Here is a 20,993-nt window from a genome sequence, read left to right as displayed (position 1 = left end):
GTCTTGGCATAGCGTTCAAAGCCACCTTCGGCAAATGTTGTCTGTCTCATGGTATTTATGATTCAATGGAAAATAAGCTTATATTACCGTTTCTGAATCATTGCTCGGGGACTTAATCAGAGATTCCGTAGCTAGTTTTTCTCTCATTTAAATTTGTCACAAAAAATATCGTAAGGGACTCAATTGCAAGAAATTTATATTAGCACTGACGTCGAATCAGATGGCCCAATTCCTGGGCCGTACTCCATGTTCAGTTTTGGTTCGGCCGCCTATACAGCAGGTAAAACTTGATTGGTACTTTTACCGCCAATTTGGAAACATTACTTGATGCATCCGCAGATCCCACGACTGCAGCATGGTGGCTCACTCAGCCAGAAGCCTGGGCAGCGTGCCGGTCGAATCTAGAAACACCAGAAGTTGCAATGACCCGGTATGTGACCTGGCTCAAATCATTGCCTGGCAAACCAATTTTCGTCGCCTTCCCTGCGGGTTTCGATTTCATGTTCGTCTATTGGTACTTGATTCGATTCGCAGGCGAGAGCCCATTCAGCTTCTCTGCTTTGGATATGAAGTCGTTTGCTATGGCACTCATGAAGTCAGATTTTAAGAAGAGCGCAAAAAATATATGCCTAAAGCCTGGTTCGATGATTTTCCTCATACGCATATTGCGCTTGACGATGCAATTGAACAAGGAGCCTTGTTCTGCAATATGCTCAAAGAAAATAGGAAGTAAGGCGCTAGGATTTATTCAGTGCAGCCTCAGAGAAGAACAAAGCCCCATTGATGGGGCTTTGTTTATGCACGAGTAACTCTCTTGATTATTCCACTCCAGGTGGAACCGCAAACTGGGTTTGTGGTGGCGCTTAGCTTGTTTCAATGCTCGCTAGCAGCTAAGCCTTTCCGATACTCCGGACTTTGGCAGGCTTTCGGCAAAATACCTAAGCGGCTTCGGTGACGCAATAATAACCATAATTCAGTACACTTGCTAGCACCTTTTGATTTTGCTACATGTAACGTCGATTTCCCGGGTACTTTTGAACAGTGGCAATACAGGTACAAACAAAGACATGAATAAAGTTGACACGAAAATCTCGCACATCAACAGGCGCGACGCAAACCTATTTGCAGAACTTGGTTTTCCGCCAAACAAAGCCGATCATTATCAGATCGAATCTCGTGCTCAGGTAGAGCACATCCGTTGTACTCAAGGTCCAATGATTGGAGGAGTTGATGCCCTTGGTAATGGACAGTTATTTCAAATAGAAGTCGATGACTAAAATTTTCATTTGGCAATTCGCCCGTTCGATGGTGATCGCTATGCGGTCAGGTGCCGTGAGTCAGAATTTGATGCAAACGCCAGGTCATAATCTGTGAACCACACATATAATCCAGCGTAAACTGACATTCAATTGTTTGAAAGAGCAATTTCGTCTAGATTTATCAGTTTCCACATGAGTAAATGTGGAGATAGTCATATCGTCCCCGATTGTCGGCTATGGGGGGGAACTAATACAAATGCCGGCTCTTCTTATCAGGAGTTACTTTCATGTCTGAACATCAGGTAGTTGAACTCACAAATGCAAATCTGGTCACATCACAATCTGTCACTACCAATCTGACTCCAAATAGCAACTCCGTTGTCATTGCCAGCGGTGATAACAGAAACGAGACTCGTATCGTTTTCCAGTTCAAGGGGCGTGAAAATTATTCGACTCTTAGTGTTTCCACCACCTCCACAACCGCAAAACTGAGCAGTGACACAGGTAACGGTGTGATTACCTTCAAAAGTGGCTTGACCGTTACTTATCAGGCGCTCCAGACCGGTTTCTACAGCGTCCTCCTCGATGGCCAAATAGTCGATAACGGCGTGATATATAGTATTAGAGGTGCAGTCCTTGGCACCTTTGCACGCAAAGATGCTTGAGCAAAAGGGGAAACGACCCAAGTCAGGAGTCAGGCTGTTCTACCATGTGGAGCAGCCTGATGGCGTCATTGTAGTCAACAAAACACTGGTTGCATCAACACAAAAAACAATCAAACCAGATCAAATTTGATTTAGACACGCATGGGTCTTACGCTGTCGTTCTGCATCTTGACCAATGAGTTTCGCAGCACGCGGCTATCCGAATACCGGTTAAGAATGCAACTGCTTTCAGGTGCCGCTAGACTGATGAGGAACAGGTTACATTAAACTGTGCGGCCGTCCCCCATACTAAAACAATCCAGCTACTCATCATTTATTCCTAAATGTGAACTTGATCAAGCGAATCTGGCTTCATGCTTGAGCGAATCATTCTTGACAGAACAATTTTGACTTTACTGATCGATGAACACTCTGATGCACTGTCTGACGGATTAGATCCAACTGACCAGATGTTAGTTCGTCGTCGTCCATCTCATATGCTGACACAAGCTCTTCTCTGATGTCGTGACTGCGCTCCGCTGCGTCAGAGACAGGGAAGTTACATTTTGACTGCATGTGACAAAAGTCCAATGGGATCATTCAATGGAAATTCGGTATGCCAGTTTTGCTGACTGTAAGCGTACCCAGGAAATTCCAGCGATAAAGATGTTTCTCGTTTCAAAATTCTCTTGGTCAACGTGGCAAGAACGTGTAAGTCTCCAATGCCACGGATCTCGATAAGTTTCCTTGAGTTGAAAGGTGAAGCAATTTGATAGCTTGAATTCAAAGTGTCGATTTGTATACCGAATTTGCTTATAATAGATACACTTTGGTGATGGACCTCCCGGACAGGACCGGCCATCGCGACGGTTAAGAGCCTCCTGCGTTTCAACTTAGTAAAGGACAAAATCCGCCAGCAGGCGGATTTTTCTTTGTAGGCGACATTTACAAAAAATTTCAGTCATCGAATTTCATCTGGAATAATAATCCTGTGGCCAATGGCATCAGCTTCTCCAGCGACTGGAACTTGAGTACAACGAGTGTGCTGGATCTGAGCACGAGCTTCTGCCAGATAACGCTTAGCTTCATTGGGCGGAAAACCAAGTTCAGCAAAAACGTTTGCGTCGGACTTGGTGATGTGCCGGATTTTTGCATCAACTTTACTCATTTCTCTGCAATCGCATATAGCTTTCCTGTGCCGTATCAACAATAGGCTTCTTCATTAAAAAACAGCGAGTATCTAAACGTCTGATTTGATAGCAAAACAAACGGCCGCTATCGCAAGCAGCCGTTATAAAAGAACTTGTTAGATCCTAAGGTGTCCGATGCCTCTCTTTAGCTTCCCTTTAACAAGGTTGGTTCAGAGCACCAACGTTAATCCGTTGCCCCACTATTCAGAGTTACCGATTACTCTGCCTGCCCAACTGACTGAAGACCACTTCTCGGTCATATCCTCAACAAATGCGCGAATTGCAGGAGACCTAACAATGGCATCAGCATACATTTGTTGCAGCCACCTTGCAAATAATTACTAAGGTAGTGTCTTAGCGGTTATTCAAATTTCTTACTTCTCACTGCAACACCTGTACATATCTCAAGACACGCTCAAATAGCGCAATTTATTTTCAATTGTCTGGATTCAGCACTTAAAGGATTTTTTTAGTCATAATACAGAATCGATAGTTATCAGTAGTTACCATGCGTATTTTGCCTTTATCAGATTTGCACCGAGAGTTGTGGCGTGAAGCAGCGCCAATGATTGACCTAACGGCCAGTCGTCCGGATGTGGTTGTATTGGCCGGGGATATTGACACCGGAGCAAAAGCTGTTGAGTGGGCTGCCTGCGTATTTGCCGGAATACCTGTGCTTTATGTCCATGGCAACCACGAGGCATATGGTAAACATCTGGACCATGTACAGGAAAATATTGAAGCTGCATGCGCAGTTGCAGGCAATGTGCATTTCTTGAACTGCAATGAATTTTCACTCGGGAACGTGCGTTTTCTCGGTGCGACTATGTGGACAGACTTCCGCCTATTTGGAGACGGCGATCGGCAAATAGCCATGCGTGAGGCGGAAGCTGTGATGGTTGACTACAAGCGCATCAGGCTGGCCAGAGAAGGATATCGCAAGCTCAGGTCGGCAGACACGGCAAAATTTCACTCACTGCATAAATCTTGGCTAAAACAAAAACTGGATGAACCCTTTATAGGAAAAACGGTGGTCGTGACACATATGGCTCCCTCCATGAAATCAGTATCTGAACGCTATGCGCAGGACATGGTGTCCGCTGCCTATGCGTCAAATCTAGACGAGATTGCTTCACAAGCAGATCTGTGGATACATGGACATATGCACGAATCCTTCGATTATCAGATTGGTGATTGCCGTGTGGTTTGCAATCCATGTGGATATAAGACCAAAGCAGGTTCACCAGAAAATACCAACTTCGATCCCGACCTTATCATAGAGTTGTAGGGGTATTCATGTCATATCGATGTTTTTATGTCCGTTTAAATGGACAATAAGCACAATATTGTCTAAATTATCGGACATGAAAACTAAAACCCCACGTCCATTTCCATCCACCGAACTGCAGCTTAAGAACTTTGGGCAGCGTCTAAGAGAAGCCCGTTTGCGCAGAGGGATTTCTACAATACTGTTTTGCGAGCGCATGGATGTCTCACGCGATACCTTGAATCGACTGGAGAAGGGAGATGCATCTATCTCCATTGGAAGGTATCTCAGGGCTCTCCGTATCCTGGGTATGGATAAAGATTTCGATCTGGTAGCAGCAAATGACGTGATTGGCCAACGACTCCAGGATGCGAAGCTGCTGATCCGCACTCCCCGTGGGCGAAAGAAAAAGCAAGCTCATAACGAAAAAGATGCAAACCTCAAAAGTAGCCCGGATTAAGCATCCGTTTTAGACACGACATGCCAACGCAGCACATCATCGACTTGATTCAAGGACACGAGCTTCTTCTTGATGAACGAAACTTGCAGTGAACAAGTTTATATTTTACGAGTCATTTTTCGGCTTAAATTGGGAGGTATCTATGATTCGGGTATACGTAGCGCCGGTGGTTTTTATAGCTTGCACTATCCTATCGGTGAACACTTTCATTGAAGGAAACTTCATTTGGGGGACAACGCTTTTATCGATAGCCGTTCATCTTTCCTTGGCAGTTCTCACTGATTTTTTTGACTCGATTTTTGAAGTACACTTTCAAATATCCGTAGCGTGTATCACTGTCTTAGGCTTCACATCATGGCTGTTTGAGAGCCCGTTTTTCGACATGAATTTAAAAAATGCTCATGCAGCGGCCCTGATTTCATTTGCAAACATGGGCGACGAATGTAAACCAATCACGCCAAGATCGCTCGACGTTGAGTATTTTCATTGAGCCAGCCACTTTTTTTCATCCTAAAGAAGCCACTCTTTTGCATACCAAAAGGGTCAGCCTTTTTCATGGAAACAAGCCATCAATTCTAATTTCAAAAAAGCCGGTCCTTTGCATAAAAAGGCCACTGCTTTGCATCCCAAATGAGCCAGTAATTTGCAAGGACAGCCACCGAATTTCATTTGCGTCCGCCTATTTGCATATTTGTGCCACTGATTTTCAAAAAAAGCCACTGATTTCCATCAGGATTGAGCCATCCATACCGTGCGCCTGGGCTGACAAGCAATTTAAGGGAGAACACCCTCGCGTAGCAAGATGCGGAGACCGGCCCTCCACGTCAAATTGTGGAAATGTGCGATATTTTCATTTCGGCAAGCTGGTATCCTGTTGCCTTAGGCCGAGATCGGCCATTTCCAGACCTTCAGGTACCACTTCAACGGCTTAAGCTGGCCTCGTTATTTTGGTCCAGGTTCTACAAATATGTCTTCCAAGGTATGCGACCTCCATTTTTAGGCTGACATGGCCTGGTCAATAGCACCATCCTGGCGAGCCGCTTGTATTTAGTGCGCTTGCCCCATGCACGTGCCTGTCGCACCTCTCCAGTCAAATTTGAGCACACACTTGTATCCTTCAAAATCGCCTGGCCCGGGCAGCGATTGGGTCGGCGGCATTCATCCTGCCGGCACCGGTTTCCTCCCCGATTTGCGGGCATTTATCGCATGGGCGAAAACACGCGCACCCGAGCCGTTAGAATAGCGGGCAAGTTCTACACGAGGAATTTAATGAGTTCTCCCCCATTTCTGCCATTCAACGAGCCTCCCGTACCGGAAGTTGAGCACGACCGCCGCTTGGTGCGCCGCTACCTGCTGCAATCGGCGCTGCGCTTCAACGCTGGTTCGCTGTTGTTCCTGTCGCTGGCGATCGCGTTGCTGCCGCTCTGGCTGAACTTCGGTCCGGATGCGCCGGGCGAAGTAGAGCACCACAAGCTGACTCTGTACATTGTCGGTGGCGTTGCGCTGGCGGTGATGGCCTGGCTCGCGCTGATTTCTAGCGGGATCGCCCGAAGCTTTCTCACCCAGCTTGGCGAGGAGGGCAAGGCGCTGTGTGCGGAGGCGATGGCTTCTTCGGTGACGCGTCGCATTGATGCGCCGTTCAATACCTATACTACCTTCGACCTGTGCACCGAGTCCTTGTCTGGGCTGGCGCTCGGCACTGCACTTGGCTACTCCGGCCCGCCGGCGTTCATCCACGACCCTTTCAAGGGCCGGATCGTGCTGGGCCGCTGGCGTCCGTTGGCGCTGGGGCGCCATGTCGAGGTGAGGGTATCGTCCGATTTGGGCCCCAGTTGCCGCATCGAGCTGCGCTGCCGCCCGGGTCTGGCTTGGTTCGCGATCCAGCAGGGTGAGTCGCTGAAGACCGCCGAGGTGGTGTCTGCTCAACTGCGCCAGCGCCTCACGCGCCATGCAAATGCACTGGACGCGGCTCGGCGTGAGCGCGAGCTGGAACGCACCTCGCTGCAGGCGCGCCTCTCAGCCTTGCAGGCCCAAGTCGAGCCGCACTTCCTGTTCAATACCCTGGCAAATCTAAAGTACCTGATCCGCACCGACCAGCAGGCCGCGCAGGACATGCTCGACCACCTGGTCGGCTACCTGCAGAACGCGATGCCGGATATGCGCTCAGTGTCCTCGACCCTGGGGCGAGAAATGGATCTGGTTAACGACTACCTGGCGGTGATGCGCATCCGCATGGGCGCGCGCCTATGCTTCGCAGTTGAAGTGGCCGAGGAATTGCGCAGCCTGCCGTTCCCGCCGGCGATGCTGATCTCGCTGGTGGAAAACGCCGTCAAACACGGTTTGGAGCGGGCCAGCCGACCGGGCCTGATCACCATCAGCGCAAGGCATGAGATCAACGGGAAGGACGAGCTGCTGAGCGTGTCTGTGGTCGACGACGGCATCGGCTTGACCGAACAAGCCGGACAAGGCACGGGGCTGGCTAATATCGCAGAGCGCTTGTTGCTGCTATACGGGCGCAAGGCCAGCCTTTTCGTGGAGCCGGGCGACGGACAAGGAGTACGTGCATTGTTGAGCGTGCCTGTTGTTGGGAGCCAAGCATGATGCCACGTGCCCTGATTGTCGAAGACGAGCCTCTGCTGCGGGCAGAGCTGATGGACCAGCTGAGTGTCTTGTGGCCCGAACTACAAATCGCCGGCCAAGTCGAAAACGGCATCGAAGCGGTGGCAGGCATCGATGCACTGAAACCGGACATCGTCTTCCTGGACATACAGATGCCCGGCCTCAACGGCATGGAGGTGGCGCGCCATATTCCCGAGTCGTGCCAGGTCGTGTTTGTTACGGCGCATGCGGAGTATGCCTTGGCCGCTTTCGATGCCGGCGCGTCCGACTATCTGGTCAAGCCGTTGACGACCGTACGCCTGCTGCAGACGATCCGCCGTCTGAAGTCGCGCACGACCGCAAGCCCGCCACCGACCGTGTGGAAACAGCTTTTTGAACAGGAGAGTGCACCGGTGTACCTCAAGTGGATTAAGGCTTCGAGCGGCAATTCGGTGCGGCTGGTGATGGTGAGCGAAGTGTTGTACTTCCAGTCGAACGAAAAGTACACGCGGGTGGTGACGGTGAACGGCGATGCGCTGATTCGCTTGCCTCTCAAGTCCCTGCTCGAGCAACTGGACCCGCAGCTGTTCGCGCAAATCCACCGCAGCGCCATCGTCAATCTTCAGGCCATTGACCGGATCGAACGCAGTGAATACGGGGCGCGGGGCGGCGCTGGGCTGGAGGTAATCCTGAAAGGCCGGACCGAGCGCTTGACCGTTAGTGAAGGGTTTACCAAACAGTTCCGCCAGATGTAGCAGGGGTGGACCGGGGTTTCGAATCGCGCAGCGATGCGCCGACCACCGGTTGGCGCTTGCAAGCACGAACTCCTTCCCTTGTAGAGATGCGGGCAGCGCAGGGCTGTTGAAGCCCGTCTGCTGAACGGCCGCCTTCGTGCCAACGGCGCGTTTTTTGGTTCAGTTCGCAATTAATCGTTTCCACATATTAATCTGAAAGGAAAATAATGAAAAAGAAATGGATAGTCACACTGTCTTTGTTATTGCTGACCGTGACAGGGGCAATCGCCGGCCCGCCCGCGTCGCCTCCGACAGGGGAGGTCGATAGTGCGACCCGGTTGGAGGTCATCGATACGCTGATTGCCAAGCTGAATGCCCACTACGTTTTTCCAGACAAAGCCCAACAAGCCGGAGTCGTCTTGCGCCAGCACCAGCGTGAGGGCAAGTACGACGGGATCACGGACGGTAAACAGCTGGCCAAACAGCTGTTGGATGATATTGAGGGCGTTGTCCACGACAAGCATATGGCGGTATATGTCAGCACCCGCCCGGTGCCGCCCGATGATGCAATGCCGCCGCCACCTCAGACGCGGGCGGAGTGGGAAAAACAGGTGCCGCCTGCCGCTCTTGAAAAAATTCTCGCATCAAACCTTGGCGTGGAAAAGGCTGATCACCTTAGCCCCAATATTGGCTACCTGCAGATTTCCTCTTTCGGGCCAGTTTTCCTCGTGTCCGACAAGTTCGCCGCAGTGATGAATGAACTCGCTGACACCGATGGTCTCATCATCGATCTGCGCAACAACGGTGGTGGCGGCGGAGACTCAGTGGCGCTACTGATCAGCTATCTTGTTGACGAGCGCACCCGCCTCAACGACACCTGGGAACGTACGACCGGCATCACCACGCAGTATTGGACGCAGGATAAGCTTGACGGCAAACGCTATGGTGGCAAGAAGCCGGTCCTCATCCTGGCAGGCCCCAACACTAAGTCCGCCGCCGAATCCTTCGCGTACCAAATGCAGGCATTGAAACGCGCCACGGTAATCGGCGAACGCACTTGGGGCGGCGCTAACGCTTCGCGCCCATATCGTCTCAGCGAGTATTTTGCTGCCTTTATACCAAGTAGACGCTCAATCAGCCCAATCACCCTTACAAACTGGGAGGGCACGGGCGTCATCCCGGATGTTGCGGCAAAGGTGGACGATGCACTCGCGGCGGCCAAAGATCTGATGCAGCGCCAACTTAATGGCGGCGCACCACCTGCTGCTACGGGTCACTAAATCTCATATCAACATGCTGCGTGTAAAGTTCATGTCTGTCACGATGAGGTCGAAACACCCCAACGCAGTCTTTAAGGTGGTGAAATGCTTCATCTCGACGGCAAGAACTTCGCCCGGTGTCCGTTTCCGGAGATAGGAGACAAAGGCGGACAAACACGGCTAGAACGGATGCAGAAGGTTTGGCTTAGTGTTGATTGACAGGTTTTATACTTTTTCGACGGTACGGCGCAGGGTGTGCACTATCGCAGGCGAGACACCTTCATCTGAGAGCGAGACAAAGTTGCCGATGATCTTGTTTCGATTTGCCGTTGCAGAGTTCGGCCGCAAAGTGACAGCAGGAAGTAAGTTCGGAATTTCGAACTTTACTTCCTGCTGTCACTTTACAATAAGGCATCGGGTAATGTTGCAGGCGATCTCAAAAACTTGTGGCAGGTTTGAGTGCGAATCAGTGGCAGGTTTGAGATGCAAATTGGTGGCTTTTTTGGATTAAAAAAATACGGCCCATTTGAATGGAAAATCCCCGGCTGTTTTGGTGCAAATACTCACGACGTTCAGCTTTTAGGGTTAAAGGCGTGTTCCTTACAAGAATACAGTAATCAAATGGATGCGGTTCTCGGTGCACAAAAGGCGCTTTACTATGGACCAACAATGTCTGCGCTCGATACCGCAAATTCCATGATTAGTAAATCTCCGAAAGACTATTGTGCTGAAGCCGTAAACATTGCTGTAGAGACATGCAGCCAGGGTGGATTTTATCTCGATAATAAATATAAGAAAAAATTGCTGGAGCTAAGCACGAAATAGAAATCCTGAGTGTCCAAGGACAAGCTACTTTCACAACTAGCAAAAATCGAATGGAAACCCAGCCTTGGAATTAAAAGGTGAAGCAATTTGATATGTACGATATTGTTGGCCAACGAACAGTGCGGATTGACATACACTTGGCAGAATACAGAAATGGCTTGGCGAATTCTGACATTTCATCGGATGAATGCCAAAGACAGGCAGAGTCTCTTACGATCAGTACAGCCGTTTGACAGTCAATCGTGATGCAACAATGGGTGCATCAAATCATTGGTCAAAATAATTGCACGTTCGATTCTGATGAAGAGCTTTCCATTAATCTATCGCGAGTGGCTTCTAACTTTTTCAGAGCAAGAGTCAGTGTGTATACTACATCTTGCGACAACTCGATCCGAGCATTCCTCTGAAGGGAGGGCGAATATACCTCAATGTGAGCCTCTCCTGTTTTTGGGAAGAAAGTGAGGCTTCTCAGCCCTTCAATCGACATGGTAAATTTGCTATTGTTGTCACTCATGGCTTTACCCACATACGCTTAGATAAAACACTATCCTAACACGGTCCACGCAAATATATAATTACCAAGTTTTATTTGAGGACCCACCTGGAGTCGAATAACCAAGAGAGAGCTCGTGTTTGAAGAAAGCTCCCAGGAACTATCTGGGAGCTTTCTTCTTTTCTGGCGCTAGCTCAGATCAAAACAGCGCATTACTTTCTGTTTTCTTTCAGCATATTGCAGAACAAGGCTCCTTGTTCAATTGCATCGTCAAGCGCAATATGCGTATGAGGAAAATCATCGAACCAGGCTTTAGGCATATATTTTTTCGCGCTTTTCTTGAAATCTGACTTCATGAGTGCCATAGCAAACGACTTCATATCCAGGGCAGAAAAACTGAATGGACTCTCGCCAGCATAGCGGATCAAATACCAATACACGAACATAAAATCAAAGCCCGCTGGGAAAGCTACAAAAATTGGCTTGCCAGGCAGCGTTTTGATCCAGGCAACATACCTTGTCATGCCAACTACCGGCGATTCGAGATTCGACCGACAAGCAGCCCAAGCATCTGGTTGGGTAAGCCACCATGCCGCGGTGCCGGGATCAGCCGATGCATCAGGCAATGTTTCCAAATTGGCGCTGAAAGTACCAATCAAATTTTTATCGGCAGTATAAGCAGCCGATCCAAAACTGAGCATGGAATTTGGGCCTGGGATTGGCCCGTCAGTTTCAACATCTGTACTGATATAAATTTCTTGCAATTGAACCCCTTAAAAAAATTCGTTAAACACATTAATTGACCTGGGAACGATTTCCCAAGCAAAAATCGATAATCGTTGATAGACCAAAAAAAAACATAGAATAATACAGAACGTAACATTAATTTTGCACGGTAAAAGCAATAATGTTACCGAGAAAAATTCATATTACGGTCTAGTCGAGGCAGCTTTAGATGTTCAGGGCAATTTCTGCAAAACACGCACAAAGAGATAATCCATAATATATGTGTTGGCAGGGCTTTCCTCTTTGCCTCGTTCTATGATTGTGTCGTTATCGAAACACATACTTCAATGATTGCATCTAGGATGCACTCAAGTTTCTGATAATCGTAGGATTCGACTCGACCATTTAGGCTCAAAAACTCCTTCTTGTATTTGTCTTTATGCTCCAAGGCTCCTTGATAGACACCCAGTGCTTCGTTGTAATTACTCCAGCGCACGCAAGCATTTTCGGGCAAATCAAGGTAACACTCGATGGCTGCGCCTCGTCCATTGATATCATCTAAACTTGGTCCCTGTGGACCTATCGTTGGAAAGCGCTTGAATGCGTCAAGGTCAGGCAATTTCATCATTTTCATATTGCCTGGAAGTGCAAATGCATTGCACTTGTTCATACTAGCAACACCTTCAGCATCATTGTCAAAAATAAAAACAACATTGTTTTGAATGTGAATACTGACCAAACCCTTGGCAAAATTCACAAGGTTACCGGTGCCGGTGAATGGATAGCCGTCTGCCATATCGACAAAACGGAAGAACGCGCTGATGTTAGGGCGTAAAACTTCAAAGGCATGTCTAAGTATCTTTGCATCCGAACTGCCTTCAGTAACAAGTAGGTATGCAGCATATTTGTTTAGCCCAACTTGAATTTCGTCGCGCTCTATCCAACCTGCCTGGACCACCTCATCAAAATACCAAATAACAGGTAGCTCCAAATTCACTGGATTTTCTGCAAAAATTCTCAGTAATGTGTAGGGATCAAAATTCTCGATCAGTGCATCTAAATCCCAATGATCGTTTTCAAACTGATCTGGGGGGCGCACGGTAGCTATGAGCTGTTGGATATCCAAGGGGGCAATCTTGCCAATTTCGCGTACATCTGTGTATCCAACATTTAACTTGCTGACATCCACTGTGCGAAGTACATCCATCACCTGATCGAAAGAAAGTGGAAGTGGGTCAACTAGTGAATAGGGATTGGGGTTTTCGAATTCTTGGCGTGCCCGCTCAAGCGTGTGCCCCAAAAGCTCCAGCCTCTCCAGAACCAGCCTTAATGGACGTTCGTAGTGCTCTTCAGGCTCAGTAAATCCGTGCAGGGGAGAGATAACCAAATCCTGCTCCTGAAATAATTCTCTATGATGAGAAACGAATTCGTTCTTGCTTTCTGTAATCGAAAATGGTCCGAGATTGAGCCCAGAAAATGATCCCATCTTGATGATTCCTTGATATTTGATGCCCAGAGAATGGGTATGTTGATATCTGATAGTGCTAACCGCTAGAAAATCTGTTGCTCAGAATTTCAAATCGATGGCAAGGTCACAGGATGAATAACGAATCCTTGATTCCGTAAAAGGTTCAGAATACCTGTTTTTCCAGAAAGATGAGCTCCACCTACAAGTACAAATGCTTTTCCTTCATTTAGTACTTCGATTAACTTCGGTATCCAAAGTAGATTGCGCTGCTCGATCATAAGTTTTGCAAATGCTGCAATCTCGGGTTTGGCCATGTCTCCGACGCCAAATCGATAAAGGCTTTCCATATCGCCCGCATTTAGCGCATCAACGACTTTTCGAAGGTCGTACTCATGCTCTTTACTAAGAAGCCGTTTTACTACGCTAGTGTAAAAGGACTCAGGAATTTGTTGGCGCAATAGGTCAACCTCATCTGGATTGTCAAGGCTGACAATTTTTACTCGCCGTTCGATCGCCGCGTTCATGAGAATCTCGTCTCGCGATTTTCTTCCGTCACTACACGGGTACATAGCAAAATGTGCGGCGTATTCAGCGCTCCTTGACATTAAAATTACATTAAAAAAAGTCTCTGCATCTTTGATAACGTGCCCGGACTGGCACATGACGTTCTTTTTAAGCATTGAGATTTGACGATTATTCAAATCAAGTGCCCAAGGTGCACGAACTGGAGTGCCGCGAAACAGACTCTCTAATCCTCCGTCTATGACTGTTTCATTTAAAGGTCGCGATTTTTGGAGAGACGCCTTATTGGTGTCAAATTCGACTATGAACTGCGTATATCCGTCGAGTACCGAGGGTACTGGCTGCCTTAACCTGGTGTCCGGGATGTGCATACTGCCGAGGATTACGCTTTTGTATCCACTAGGCGCGATGACTTCAAAGGCCTGCACACCGGAAGCAGCTTGAGCAAAACTCTGAATGGTCAGCGCGCAAATTGTTGCATAGAGTACGTTGAGAAAGCGAGTGTATTTTTTTGATGTACTCATTCCTGAATTTTCTTCAAATTATTAAAGTATGCGCTACGCGATCTTTGATGTCTGGCACACCAGACGTTTTGATGCGAGTCTATCGCTATTCTTGTGTCGTATCAACATTAGAATTCTTCATGAAAAACGGCAAGTATCTAAACGTCTGATTTGATAGCAAAACAAACGGCCGCTATATCAGGCGGCCGCTCGGAAAACAGGATTGGTTCAACGTCTGGACGCAGCCAGGATTGTGCTGACAACTCTGGTAGTCGCAACGAACTTTGGGAGTCGCTAGCAGCGGCGATGAGATTATTAATCTAGCGATAACTTCACTTTTCCTTGACTACGCCGTCTGGAAACTCTGCAAAGAACTCCTCCACTGCTCTGATGATGAACTTGGCGGAGATGTACGAGCCGTAAGGGTGCAGCTTATCGTCCTTGTCTTCCAATCCAAGATCCACCACGGTTTTGGCACAGATACAAGCTGGCTTTCGCGGGGATAGTTCTGCGGCGCGCTGAACCGCGTAAATTTCCATGTCCAGAGCATGTACTTTGCGGTGAAAGGACGCCACTTGCCCCATAAATTTCTCTTGCGCTATCACCGCTGAGCCACTGGTGAAGATTCCAGGCAAAACATCGCTGCGTGTATATGCACGGTGGGCACCATCAAAATCTTTTTCTAGCGCCGCTAAGAATCCCGGCTCATCAGCCATAGCTTTTAACATCGTATCTACCAGATGGTCGATCTTTACTTGATATGGTTCTTGTCGAAAACCGTCGTTTGCCCATTTGCCCGACTGATACTCATAGGCCATCGTTGAAAACACTAGCTGCCCTAATTCGGCTCGGTCTTTAAACCCTCCACATATCCCGCTCATGCAAACCAGTGCCGGTTTCAGCCGGTCTATACATAGCGCAGCAGTGACGGCTGCATTGACAAGTCCCATTTGCGGAAGGAGCGCGATGGTCCCTTTTCGTCCGCCAATTGTCACATCCATGAACTCGACACCAAATCGGTTCTCGCGGCTAAATTCGGTTAGTCCAATGTAGGGTTTCCGCTCTTCTCGAAGCGCGCAAAAAATGATGAATTCTTTTCTAACCTGAAGTTTTAACCTAACTAGCTGATGATCGAGAGCGGTTTTCCACTTGCCGGGATCTGAATAGTCCGCTAGTACACATCCATGCGATTCGTATTCGTCTCGTAGCTCTGGAAATTCAGCCGGGTAGGAACTAATGGCCAACAATGACGCATTCGTCTGCCCGGAATTCACTATCATCTGGAGAATGGTTTTGCCGCTGTTGGTGGCCGTTCCATTCGGGATACTAGGCAGTTTAAGGTCGATGATGAACAATTCAATATCGTGCTTCAAGCCGGCAGGAACTTCGGCGAGGTTTTCGGCGAAAATAATCGAATCCAGATCAATGCCCTTGCTCGTGACGTAATCTGAAATGATTTTTGCCTTGTGCTTGTCATCTTCGATCAGCATTATCTTCATAAACATTGCCTCAAAACGGACCGCACTTGCTGTAGTGTGGCCTTGGATTTATAGTGGTAAAGAATTGCGCCTACGACCTGCAACTTGTAGCGCTCCCGAATAACTTTCGCAGAATCGCGAAGCTTGATTTTCTTGTCGCCCAAATAGAAATCTCCATACTGGGTCACAATAATGATTTTGGGAAACCGTTCGACGGACTTCAGCGCGCGAAGCACTTCAATTCCACCCTGTGCTTGATCGTGGCCCTTTTTATCATCGGATGCCGTATCCCCGAAGGTTGACAGTGCCATATCGAGTACGATGATATCGAATACCTGTGTCTTCACTGCGTGCACGGCATTGCTAACGGCATCAACAATCGTCGGCTCTTGTTCGAGCACCTCTCGGATACACAGTGTAAGTTCCTCTCGCTTATGAGCTTCGTCCTCAACGAGCAATATGTTCAAGCTGCCTCCGCAAGTCTATTTTCATCGGTGGCACACTCGACACGAATCGAAAAACCAAGACTAAGTTGACAACTACTGTCATCAAATGAAAATTGAACAGTGTGGTGGCCCTCGCTTCCCCTCGTGATGAACTTCACCTTTCGGATACCTGTATAGCCCTCAGTGATCATCTCGTCTCCCGTTTCGCAAACGCTGATTGCACCAGAAATGCGTGACTTCGCGTGTTCATATTCTGCTTGAGGCACTCGGGAGGTCAAAGTTACTGATACCTCTTCAAGCAGATGACTGTCATCAACCTTACATGAATTAGCTTCGATCTTGATCGTCTCACCAGGTGCGCCATGAATGCATGCGTTTTTCAGCAGCGCCGCCAAGCAATCATACAGTCGGTGGACACTAATGCCCGTATAGCGACTTTCGACGGCGTTGCCAACATAGTTCACCGGCTTAGCGTCTGTGCTTTCGTCGAGGATGATTTGCCCTAGCTGGGTAACAGTGGCCGGAATAAATCCCGTTTGCGGAACTTGGAACCAGTCTGCGACACGGCGGAGTGTTTCATTGACGGCGACGCGCAATTCCGAAGCCAACTGATGCTCCAAGGCTCCGTTCATGGAACCAAAGAACTTGTTGATAATCGTGATCGAATCAGTCAAAACCTTGGTCTTGATTTCGCGAGCAGCCCCTTCCAATTGCGGAGCGATTTGGCGCCAGCAAAACGCAATGATCAGGTCATTCAATAGCTCATCACTATTTGTGATACCAAGCTGTGCTATCAACGTTTTTATGTTTTCCTTGGTAAATGTGTCCCCAGCGTTCAATGCAGAGTCGAAAAGAGGTGTTGGCCCATCAAACTGGAGCTTATCGTGCCGAAGGCGGCTAATAATGTCCTGATATGCTTGTAACCAGTTTTCGACGTTGCGCTTCATGCTGGGCGATCCGAGCAGCATGCTATAGGCATCATTCTTTAGCACGGCAATCACCGGGGCGGTTGTGACACCTTCAAGCGTATTGTGTCGAATCCGACGCCCCAGATACGACTCGATACCGAACTCGTTGTTAGTGCAGAATTGATAGAACGCATCCTTCGCAATCTGAAGTACAAGGTACTCATATTCTTCTTTCAATTCCAGCGACGATGGCTCTGTCAAATCGTTCTTAGCCTTCCTGTGCTGGTCCTTTGCTGCGATGGTCTTATATTGTTCCGTCGATACAGTTGGATTACTGTCGAGCCATTTCTTGAGAGCAATGCTATCGACATACATGCGGCTGCTGTCGAAGTATTTTTGCAACTTTGCGAACTTCGATCTTGTATGAATGCTGTCCGCTTCGACGAAGAATTCAACTCGCTTGAGCTTCGTCCCTACGGTTCTCAAAATTTCGCTGCGGATTTCAGAGGCTTGGGTAGCGTTTTTTACCAACAAATACATTTTTTCAAGGGTCACTTCGTCCAGTGAGTGGACCATATAAGTTGCTACTTGCGGGGACTCCTCAACCAGGAAATCGATGAACTTTTTAATCGAGCCATCGTATTCGTCGCAGATCATGGCTACGAAATCATCCCGGAATTCAAAGTCAACGTCTGGGTCGATCGACTTGGCTCTATATAGAGCCAAGGATAAAACCGCGATGAGCGCACGTGCCTGCGACTCTGCGCTCAAAGAAAAAGCGGTTAATTCTTTTTCTGTCAACAATGAGTCAAGGCTCATTGTATTTTCGAATATGAACCGGATCTCCTCATCGCTGAGAGAACCAAAATTTAGTTTATTGGACACGAACTCCAGAAAGAGCGCAGTGCGCATGAATGTATCAATTCGTATGCAGGGGACTTTGCTAATTATCGTCTCACTCGGAGCCAACAATTGCGACTTCTTCGGGACTCCGTAGGTACTTTGCATTTTGCCCAGATCCACCACATCTGCAAGCATGCGAATGCTAATTACTCGATCGAGGCCATGGCGATACTGAGCCAAAGACCTCCGTTCTAGGAAAGCGCTGGCGACCCGATAAAGCGATAGTGAATGGTTGGCCGCTTGGTTCTGAGATGCATAAAACTCCGTTACTGGGGCATCAGGGGATTCCCGTGATGCTCGCTCGACAATCAACTTCAATCCATCGAAAATAGTCACACGCAGGGATTGCTCCATCTCCTGCTGCGCCTCGGGAAACCGTTCGGCGAGACTCAGTAATACGAGAAACGCATACAACGTATCGCAAAGCGAACACTCGGTCATTCGAAGAATGAATGGTCCTAAATCCAGGTAGTTGATCGGCGTTGGTACGAAATTGTGAAGACTCAATACTGATCGGAACGTTCCCTGAATTCGTGATGCGTAACTGCTGACACGGCGCTGAGCCACACTGAACAGTGCGATCTTTGGACTGACGTTCTCCACGGCACTGAAGTGCAGCCCAGGATCAAGCCTGTGGCCAACTTGATCCTCAAGCTTAGCGAGCGCTTCAATTACTTCCGGCGTTTGAAATTCGCGCGCAGAACGCAGATACGCAATCTTATAAGCCAGATAGTTTGACGCACCTTGATCCTCGGCGAGTTGCTGCATGGCAGACAAGGAGGTCAATGTATCGAGCCGATCAAAACATGCCAGTTGCTCGAAATATGGAAGTATCCTTAGAACTTCAGATTCCATAGCGTTCAAGTAGCCGATCGCGAAGTTGAGCTCGCTCTTCCAGTCTATCGGCTGTGTTGAACTCATTCGAAAAACGTCAACAGTCTGCTTGGCCCGATTGGGTGAGCTAATTAGCCCAGACGGCCCTCGCAGTAGCGAGCCAATCACGACTGCGTCCGCAGCGCTGTTTCCCAAGCGTATGTTCTTAATCTCCTCGCCAGAGAGTGTTGGACGAGCCGCGTAGCCGCGAACCAAATTGCGCTTCTTTCGATCTATGATCTTTCCGACAAGTTTGTGGAAAGCCAAGGGCCGATTTATGCCAAAGTCGGGTGTGAGGATCTTCGCCAATTTGCACTAACAAAGGAATTAATGTGGTAATTAGTATAAAACATTTTCACTTGGACATTTGAAATTCACTTTATAAATTCAACGATGCAGTTGAAGGCACGCTTGGGTAAGCGGAAATACTGTTGTTTTCGACTCGTCTACTCGAATAAGCATATTCACAAACTTGGTGCACACAAATCTCAGTTCCATTGAAAATTCGCTCCGAGCCGATTGTAAGTCTTTGAAACGTATAGAGAAAATCGGCTACCGCACCTCAATGCACGAAAGATACGATTACCCCATAAATAGAAACCTGACGGGCATGCATTACTAATCAAACACCCTATCGAAACACGACAGCCGAATTGCATCAAGACAATAAAATTACCGCTTTCATATGAATGAACTCATCAAAATCACTGACCATCTGATTGCTCTATTTGCAATCTACAAAGACGAAATTTTAGTCCTCAGTCTGACATTAAACATGTGTCTCTTATTGATACTGTTGATGCAGGCAACGAGAAACCATGGGCAGACACAGCAAGATAAAGCCAAAGCTGCGATCTACAATCCCAAACCATTCCGCAAAAACTGAATACCCGGTTGACAGTATGTCAAGTTGATGCGGCAGCCGGCTGACAGCATCAATATCTGCACCGACACCGCACGCTGATAAAATGGCGCTCGCAAACAGGCGCATCTTTAATATTTGCTCCCCAAAAATCAATAGCCTTATTTGGCTGATTAAAACAGGCTATACATGTTTTCAGACACCTTCTCTCATCTGCTATCGCAATACATGCGCAGGATACGTGCCAGTGCGGCCGGCGTTGCCGCAGAAATTGGACTAAGCCGGGAGTCAGTCAATAACTGGAGAAATGGAACTTCGCTCCCCAGCGCCAGATCGCGCGACAGTTTGCATGCGTGTGCGCGTTATCTCAGGCTGACAGAAACTGAAACCAATCTTTTTTTTGCTGCTGCGGGTCTTGCACCTGAATTCCCATTACAAAACGAAGAAATCAATGAAACACCGTTTGCGGAATTCATGGATCAATTATTTGTGCGACTGGCTCAATCTACGCCCTACCCTATCACCCTGTTACTGTCGCAGGCGCACTGGGGACAACCTCCATTCAGGGAAAAATTACTGGCCCGCGCACGCGTACAGTACGGTGAAAAGGCGACACTCCATATACAGCCCCCTTACAGCATCAGCGCAGACAGCAGTGAATATTTTGCGGCAATAGGACGCCAATGTGGGTTTGAGAATGTCAGTTCAGATTATGAATTTGAAGCGGCACTGGAACAGAGACTGCAAGCAGGTGAACGCGTATTTTGCCTGGTCAGCCGGTTTGAACAAGGCACACCAGTCTTGCGCGAAGCATTGGCAGGCATCTTGCGCAGCCTGAGTGAAATGCATGGTGGTCGCCTGCACCTTTTGTTATGCGGTGGTGAGGCACTGGCCGACTTGAAATACCGCAGCGGCGATCTCTCGCTATTGAATATCGCCCAGGTCAGCCATTGGCCAGATGCAGACACAGAAGATTTGCATATCCTCGTCAAGCAACGCTGGCCAGAGCATGTCATCGCATCTTCCAGGCTGACTGCACTGGCATCCATGTGTGGCGGTCATCCGGCGCTCTTTGAAGAAGGTATGCAATGGCTGGTTGATAATCAGGCTTCGATGGAAAACGATGCGGCAGCATTACGCACATTTTTAACTCAGAGTGCCCGCTTGTGGCAGACCTTTTTGCCGCTGACACAAAACCCAGCTTCTCTGCTGCGTCTGCGCAGCTTGCTGGAGACCGATGATCTGGGGCGGGCTCGTCCCTATCTTCAGGATGAGGATTTGCGCCGCCTTTTTTGGGGAAACCTGATACACGTCCGTGGACAAGGTGATCAGGCCCGGCTTTGCTGGCGTTGCGACATTATCCGTGAAGCTGGCTTGATGGTGCTTGAATGATGCAGGAAAATCTATTGCTGCAGCTGCCCAAAAAAATGCTGCGTACCATTTTCATCATCACGCTGACATTACTGCTTGGAACTGCACTTATCGCACCAAAGCTGAATCCCTTTACCAGGGATGGTGTGCTTGCTGCTGAAAATGTTGGCCCTATCTGGAGTGACATAAACCAGTGGCGCCTCG

General features: G+C 48.4%; 17 protein-coding genes and 1 pseudogene. 10 read left to right on the top strand and 8 right to left on the bottom strand.

The window, feature by feature from the left end:
* Positions 1 to 183 precede the first annotated feature (183 nt).
* The 3 genes and pseudogenes from ACO0LI_RS25295 (at position 184) to ACO0LI_RS25285 (ending at position 1,924) form a co-directional block, all read left to right on the top strand.
* A pseudogene (locus ACO0LI_RS25295) lies at positions 184 to 733 on the top strand (exonuclease).
* 334 nt (positions 734 to 1,067) lie between these two features.
* On the top strand, positions 1,068 to 1,277 hold the full coding sequence (locus ACO0LI_RS25290; RefSeq protein ID WP_423036130.1) for a hypothetical protein: 210 nt from the start codon (positions 1,068 to 1,070) through the stop codon (positions 1,275 to 1,277).
* Positions 1,278 to 1,546: 269 nt separating this feature from the next.
* The gene (locus tag ACO0LI_RS25285; RefSeq protein ID WP_423036128.1) at positions 1,547 to 1,924 is read left to right on the top strand and encodes a hypothetical protein; all 378 of its coding nucleotides are present in this window, start codon (positions 1,547 to 1,549) and stop codon (positions 1,922 to 1,924) included.
* Positions 1,925 to 2,864: 940 nt separating this feature from the next.
* Here ACO0LI_RS25285 and ACO0LI_RS25280 read toward each other — a convergent pair.
* Positions 2,865 to 3,071 carry a hypothetical protein gene (locus ACO0LI_RS25280; RefSeq protein WP_423036126.1) on the bottom strand — a complete coding sequence of 69 codons (207 nt, stop codon included), beginning with the start codon at positions 3,069 to 3,071 and terminating at the stop codon, positions 2,865 to 2,867.
* 530 nt (positions 3,072 to 3,601) lie between these two features.
* Here ACO0LI_RS25280 and ACO0LI_RS25275 point away from each other — a divergent pair.
* The 6 genes from ACO0LI_RS25275 (at position 3,602) to ACO0LI_RS25250 (ending at position 10,236) form a co-directional block, all read left to right on the top strand.
* Positions 3,602 to 4,381: a metallophosphoesterase gene (locus tag ACO0LI_RS25275; RefSeq protein WP_423036124.1), complete on the top strand. Its 780-nt coding sequence runs from the start codon at positions 3,602 to 3,604 to the stop codon at positions 4,379 to 4,381.
* 76 nt (positions 4,382 to 4,457) lie between these two features.
* Complete coding sequence (locus ACO0LI_RS25270) at positions 4,458 to 4,820, top strand: helix-turn-helix domain-containing protein (protein ID WP_423036122.1); 363 nt, start codon at positions 4,458 to 4,460, stop codon at positions 4,818 to 4,820.
* 1,269 nt (positions 4,821 to 6,089) lie between these two features.
* On the top strand, positions 6,090 to 7,421 hold the full coding sequence (locus ACO0LI_RS25265; RefSeq protein ID WP_423036120.1) for a sensor histidine kinase: 1,332 nt from the start codon (positions 6,090 to 6,092) through the stop codon (positions 7,419 to 7,421).
* Complete coding sequence (locus ACO0LI_RS25260; protein WP_423036119.1) at positions 7,418 to 8,173, top strand: LytR/AlgR family response regulator transcription factor; 756 nt, start codon at positions 7,418 to 7,420, stop codon at positions 8,171 to 8,173. The genes ACO0LI_RS25265 and ACO0LI_RS25260 overlap by 4 nt, the downstream gene beginning before the upstream one ends.
* Before the next feature lie 206 nt (positions 8,174 to 8,379).
* Positions 8,380 to 9,432, top strand: coding sequence for a S41 family peptidase (locus tag ACO0LI_RS25255; RefSeq protein WP_423036118.1), 1,053 nt, complete (start codon positions 8,380 to 8,382; stop codon positions 9,430 to 9,432).
* 462 nt (positions 9,433 to 9,894) lie between these two features.
* The gene (locus ACO0LI_RS25250) at positions 9,895 to 10,236 is read left to right on the top strand and encodes a hypothetical protein (protein ID WP_423036117.1); all 342 of its coding nucleotides are present in this window, start codon (positions 9,895 to 9,897) and stop codon (positions 10,234 to 10,236) included.
* Between the two features lie 705 nt (positions 10,237 to 10,941).
* Here the strand turns inward: ACO0LI_RS25250 and ACO0LI_RS25245 are convergent.
* The 7 genes from ACO0LI_RS25245 to ACO0LI_RS25215 form a co-directional block, all read right to left on the bottom strand.
* A complete protein-coding gene (locus ACO0LI_RS25245) occupies positions 10,942 to 11,493 on the bottom strand; it encodes an exonuclease (protein ID WP_423036116.1) in 552 nt (183 codons plus the stop codon).
* Between the two features lie 275 nt (positions 11,494 to 11,768).
* Positions 11,769 to 12,941: a HEPN/Toprim-associated domain-containing protein gene (locus tag ACO0LI_RS25240; protein ID WP_423036115.1), complete on the bottom strand. Its 1,173-nt coding sequence runs from the start codon at positions 12,939 to 12,941 to the stop codon at positions 11,769 to 11,771.
* 89 nt (positions 12,942 to 13,030) lie between these two features.
* Positions 13,031 to 13,969: a TraB/GumN family protein gene (locus tag ACO0LI_RS25235; RefSeq protein ID WP_423036114.1), complete on the bottom strand. Its 939-nt coding sequence runs from the start codon at positions 13,967 to 13,969 to the stop codon at positions 13,031 to 13,033.
* 311 nt (positions 13,970 to 14,280) lie between these two features.
* Positions 14,281 to 15,447, bottom strand: a complete 1,167-nt coding sequence (locus ACO0LI_RS25230; protein ID WP_423036113.1) for a nucleoside phosphorylase — start codon at positions 15,445 to 15,447, stop codon at positions 14,281 to 14,283.
* Positions 15,444 to 15,893: a response regulator gene (locus ACO0LI_RS25225; RefSeq protein ID WP_423036112.1), complete on the bottom strand. Its 450-nt coding sequence runs from the start codon at positions 15,891 to 15,893 to the stop codon at positions 15,444 to 15,446. The genes ACO0LI_RS25230 and ACO0LI_RS25225 overlap by 4 nt, the downstream gene beginning before the upstream one ends.
* Complete coding sequence (locus tag ACO0LI_RS25220) at positions 15,890 to 18,865, bottom strand: hypothetical protein (protein ID WP_423036110.1); 2,976 nt, start codon at positions 18,863 to 18,865, stop codon at positions 15,890 to 15,892. The genes ACO0LI_RS25225 and ACO0LI_RS25220 overlap by 4 nt, the downstream gene beginning before the upstream one ends.
* A gap of 475 nt (positions 18,866 to 19,340) precedes the next feature.
* Complete coding sequence (locus ACO0LI_RS25215) at positions 19,341 to 19,547, bottom strand: hypothetical protein (protein ID WP_423036108.1); 207 nt, start codon at positions 19,545 to 19,547, stop codon at positions 19,341 to 19,343.
* Between the two features lie 60 nt (positions 19,548 to 19,607).
* Between ACO0LI_RS25215 and ACO0LI_RS25210 the strand changes: the two genes are divergently transcribed.
* Positions 19,608 to 20,810, top strand: coding sequence for a hypothetical protein (locus tag ACO0LI_RS25210; RefSeq protein ID WP_422949939.1), 1,203 nt, complete (start codon positions 19,608 to 19,610; stop codon positions 20,808 to 20,810).
* The last annotated feature ends 183 nt before the right edge of the window (positions 20,811 to 20,993 follow it).

The sequence above is a fragment of the Undibacterium sp. Tian12W genome (genome assembly GCF_049339405.1).
Taxonomy (GTDB): domain Bacteria; phylum Pseudomonadota; class Gammaproteobacteria; order Burkholderiales; family Burkholderiaceae_D; genus Undibacterium.
The sequence above is the reverse complement of the archived record's forward strand: the minus strand, read 5'-3'. Positions and strand labels throughout refer to the sequence as shown.

Coding starts and splice junctions, on each gene's coding strand:
- ACO0LI_RS25230 (WP_423036113.1), bottom strand. CDS start 15,447: ATGAAGATAATGCTGATCGAAGATGACAAGCACAAGGCAAAAATCATT.
- ACO0LI_RS25290 (WP_423036130.1), top strand. CDS start 1,068: ATGAATAAAGTTGACACGAAAATCTCGCACATCAACAGGCGCGACGCA.
- ACO0LI_RS25285 (WP_423036128.1), top strand. CDS start 1,547: ATGTCTGAACATCAGGTAGTTGAACTCACAAATGCAAATCTGGTCACA.
- ACO0LI_RS25215 (WP_423036108.1), bottom strand. CDS start 19,547: ATGCGCCTGTTTGCGAGCGCCATTTTATCAGCGTGCGGTGTCGGTGCA.
- ACO0LI_RS25250 (WP_423036117.1), top strand. CDS start 9,895: ATGCAAATTGGTGGCTTTTTTGGATTAAAAAAATACGGCCCATTTGAA.
- ACO0LI_RS25265 (WP_423036120.1), top strand. CDS start 6,090: ATGAGTTCTCCCCCATTTCTGCCATTCAACGAGCCTCCCGTACCGGAA.
- ACO0LI_RS25275 (WP_423036124.1), top strand. CDS start 3,602: ATGCGTATTTTGCCTTTATCAGATTTGCACCGAGAGTTGTGGCGTGAA.
- ACO0LI_RS25235 (WP_423036114.1), bottom strand. CDS start 13,969: ATGAGTACATCAAAAAAATACACTCGCTTTCTCAACGTACTCTATGCA.
- ACO0LI_RS25210 (WP_422949939.1), top strand. CDS start 19,608: ATGTTTTCAGACACCTTCTCTCATCTGCTATCGCAATACATGCGCAGG.
- ACO0LI_RS25280 (WP_423036126.1), bottom strand. CDS start 3,071: ATGAGTAAAGTTGATGCAAAAATCCGGCACATCACCAAGTCCGACGCA.
- ACO0LI_RS25240 (WP_423036115.1), bottom strand. CDS start 12,941: ATGGGATCATTTTCTGGGCTCAATCTCGGACCATTTTCGATTACAGAA.
- ACO0LI_RS25270 (WP_423036122.1), top strand. CDS start 4,458: ATGAAAACTAAAACCCCACGTCCATTTCCATCCACCGAACTGCAGCTT.
- ACO0LI_RS25260 (WP_423036119.1), top strand. CDS start 7,418: ATGATGCCACGTGCCCTGATTGTCGAAGACGAGCCTCTGCTGCGGGCA.
- ACO0LI_RS25255 (WP_423036118.1), top strand. CDS start 8,380: ATGAAAAAGAAATGGATAGTCACACTGTCTTTGTTATTGCTGACCGTG.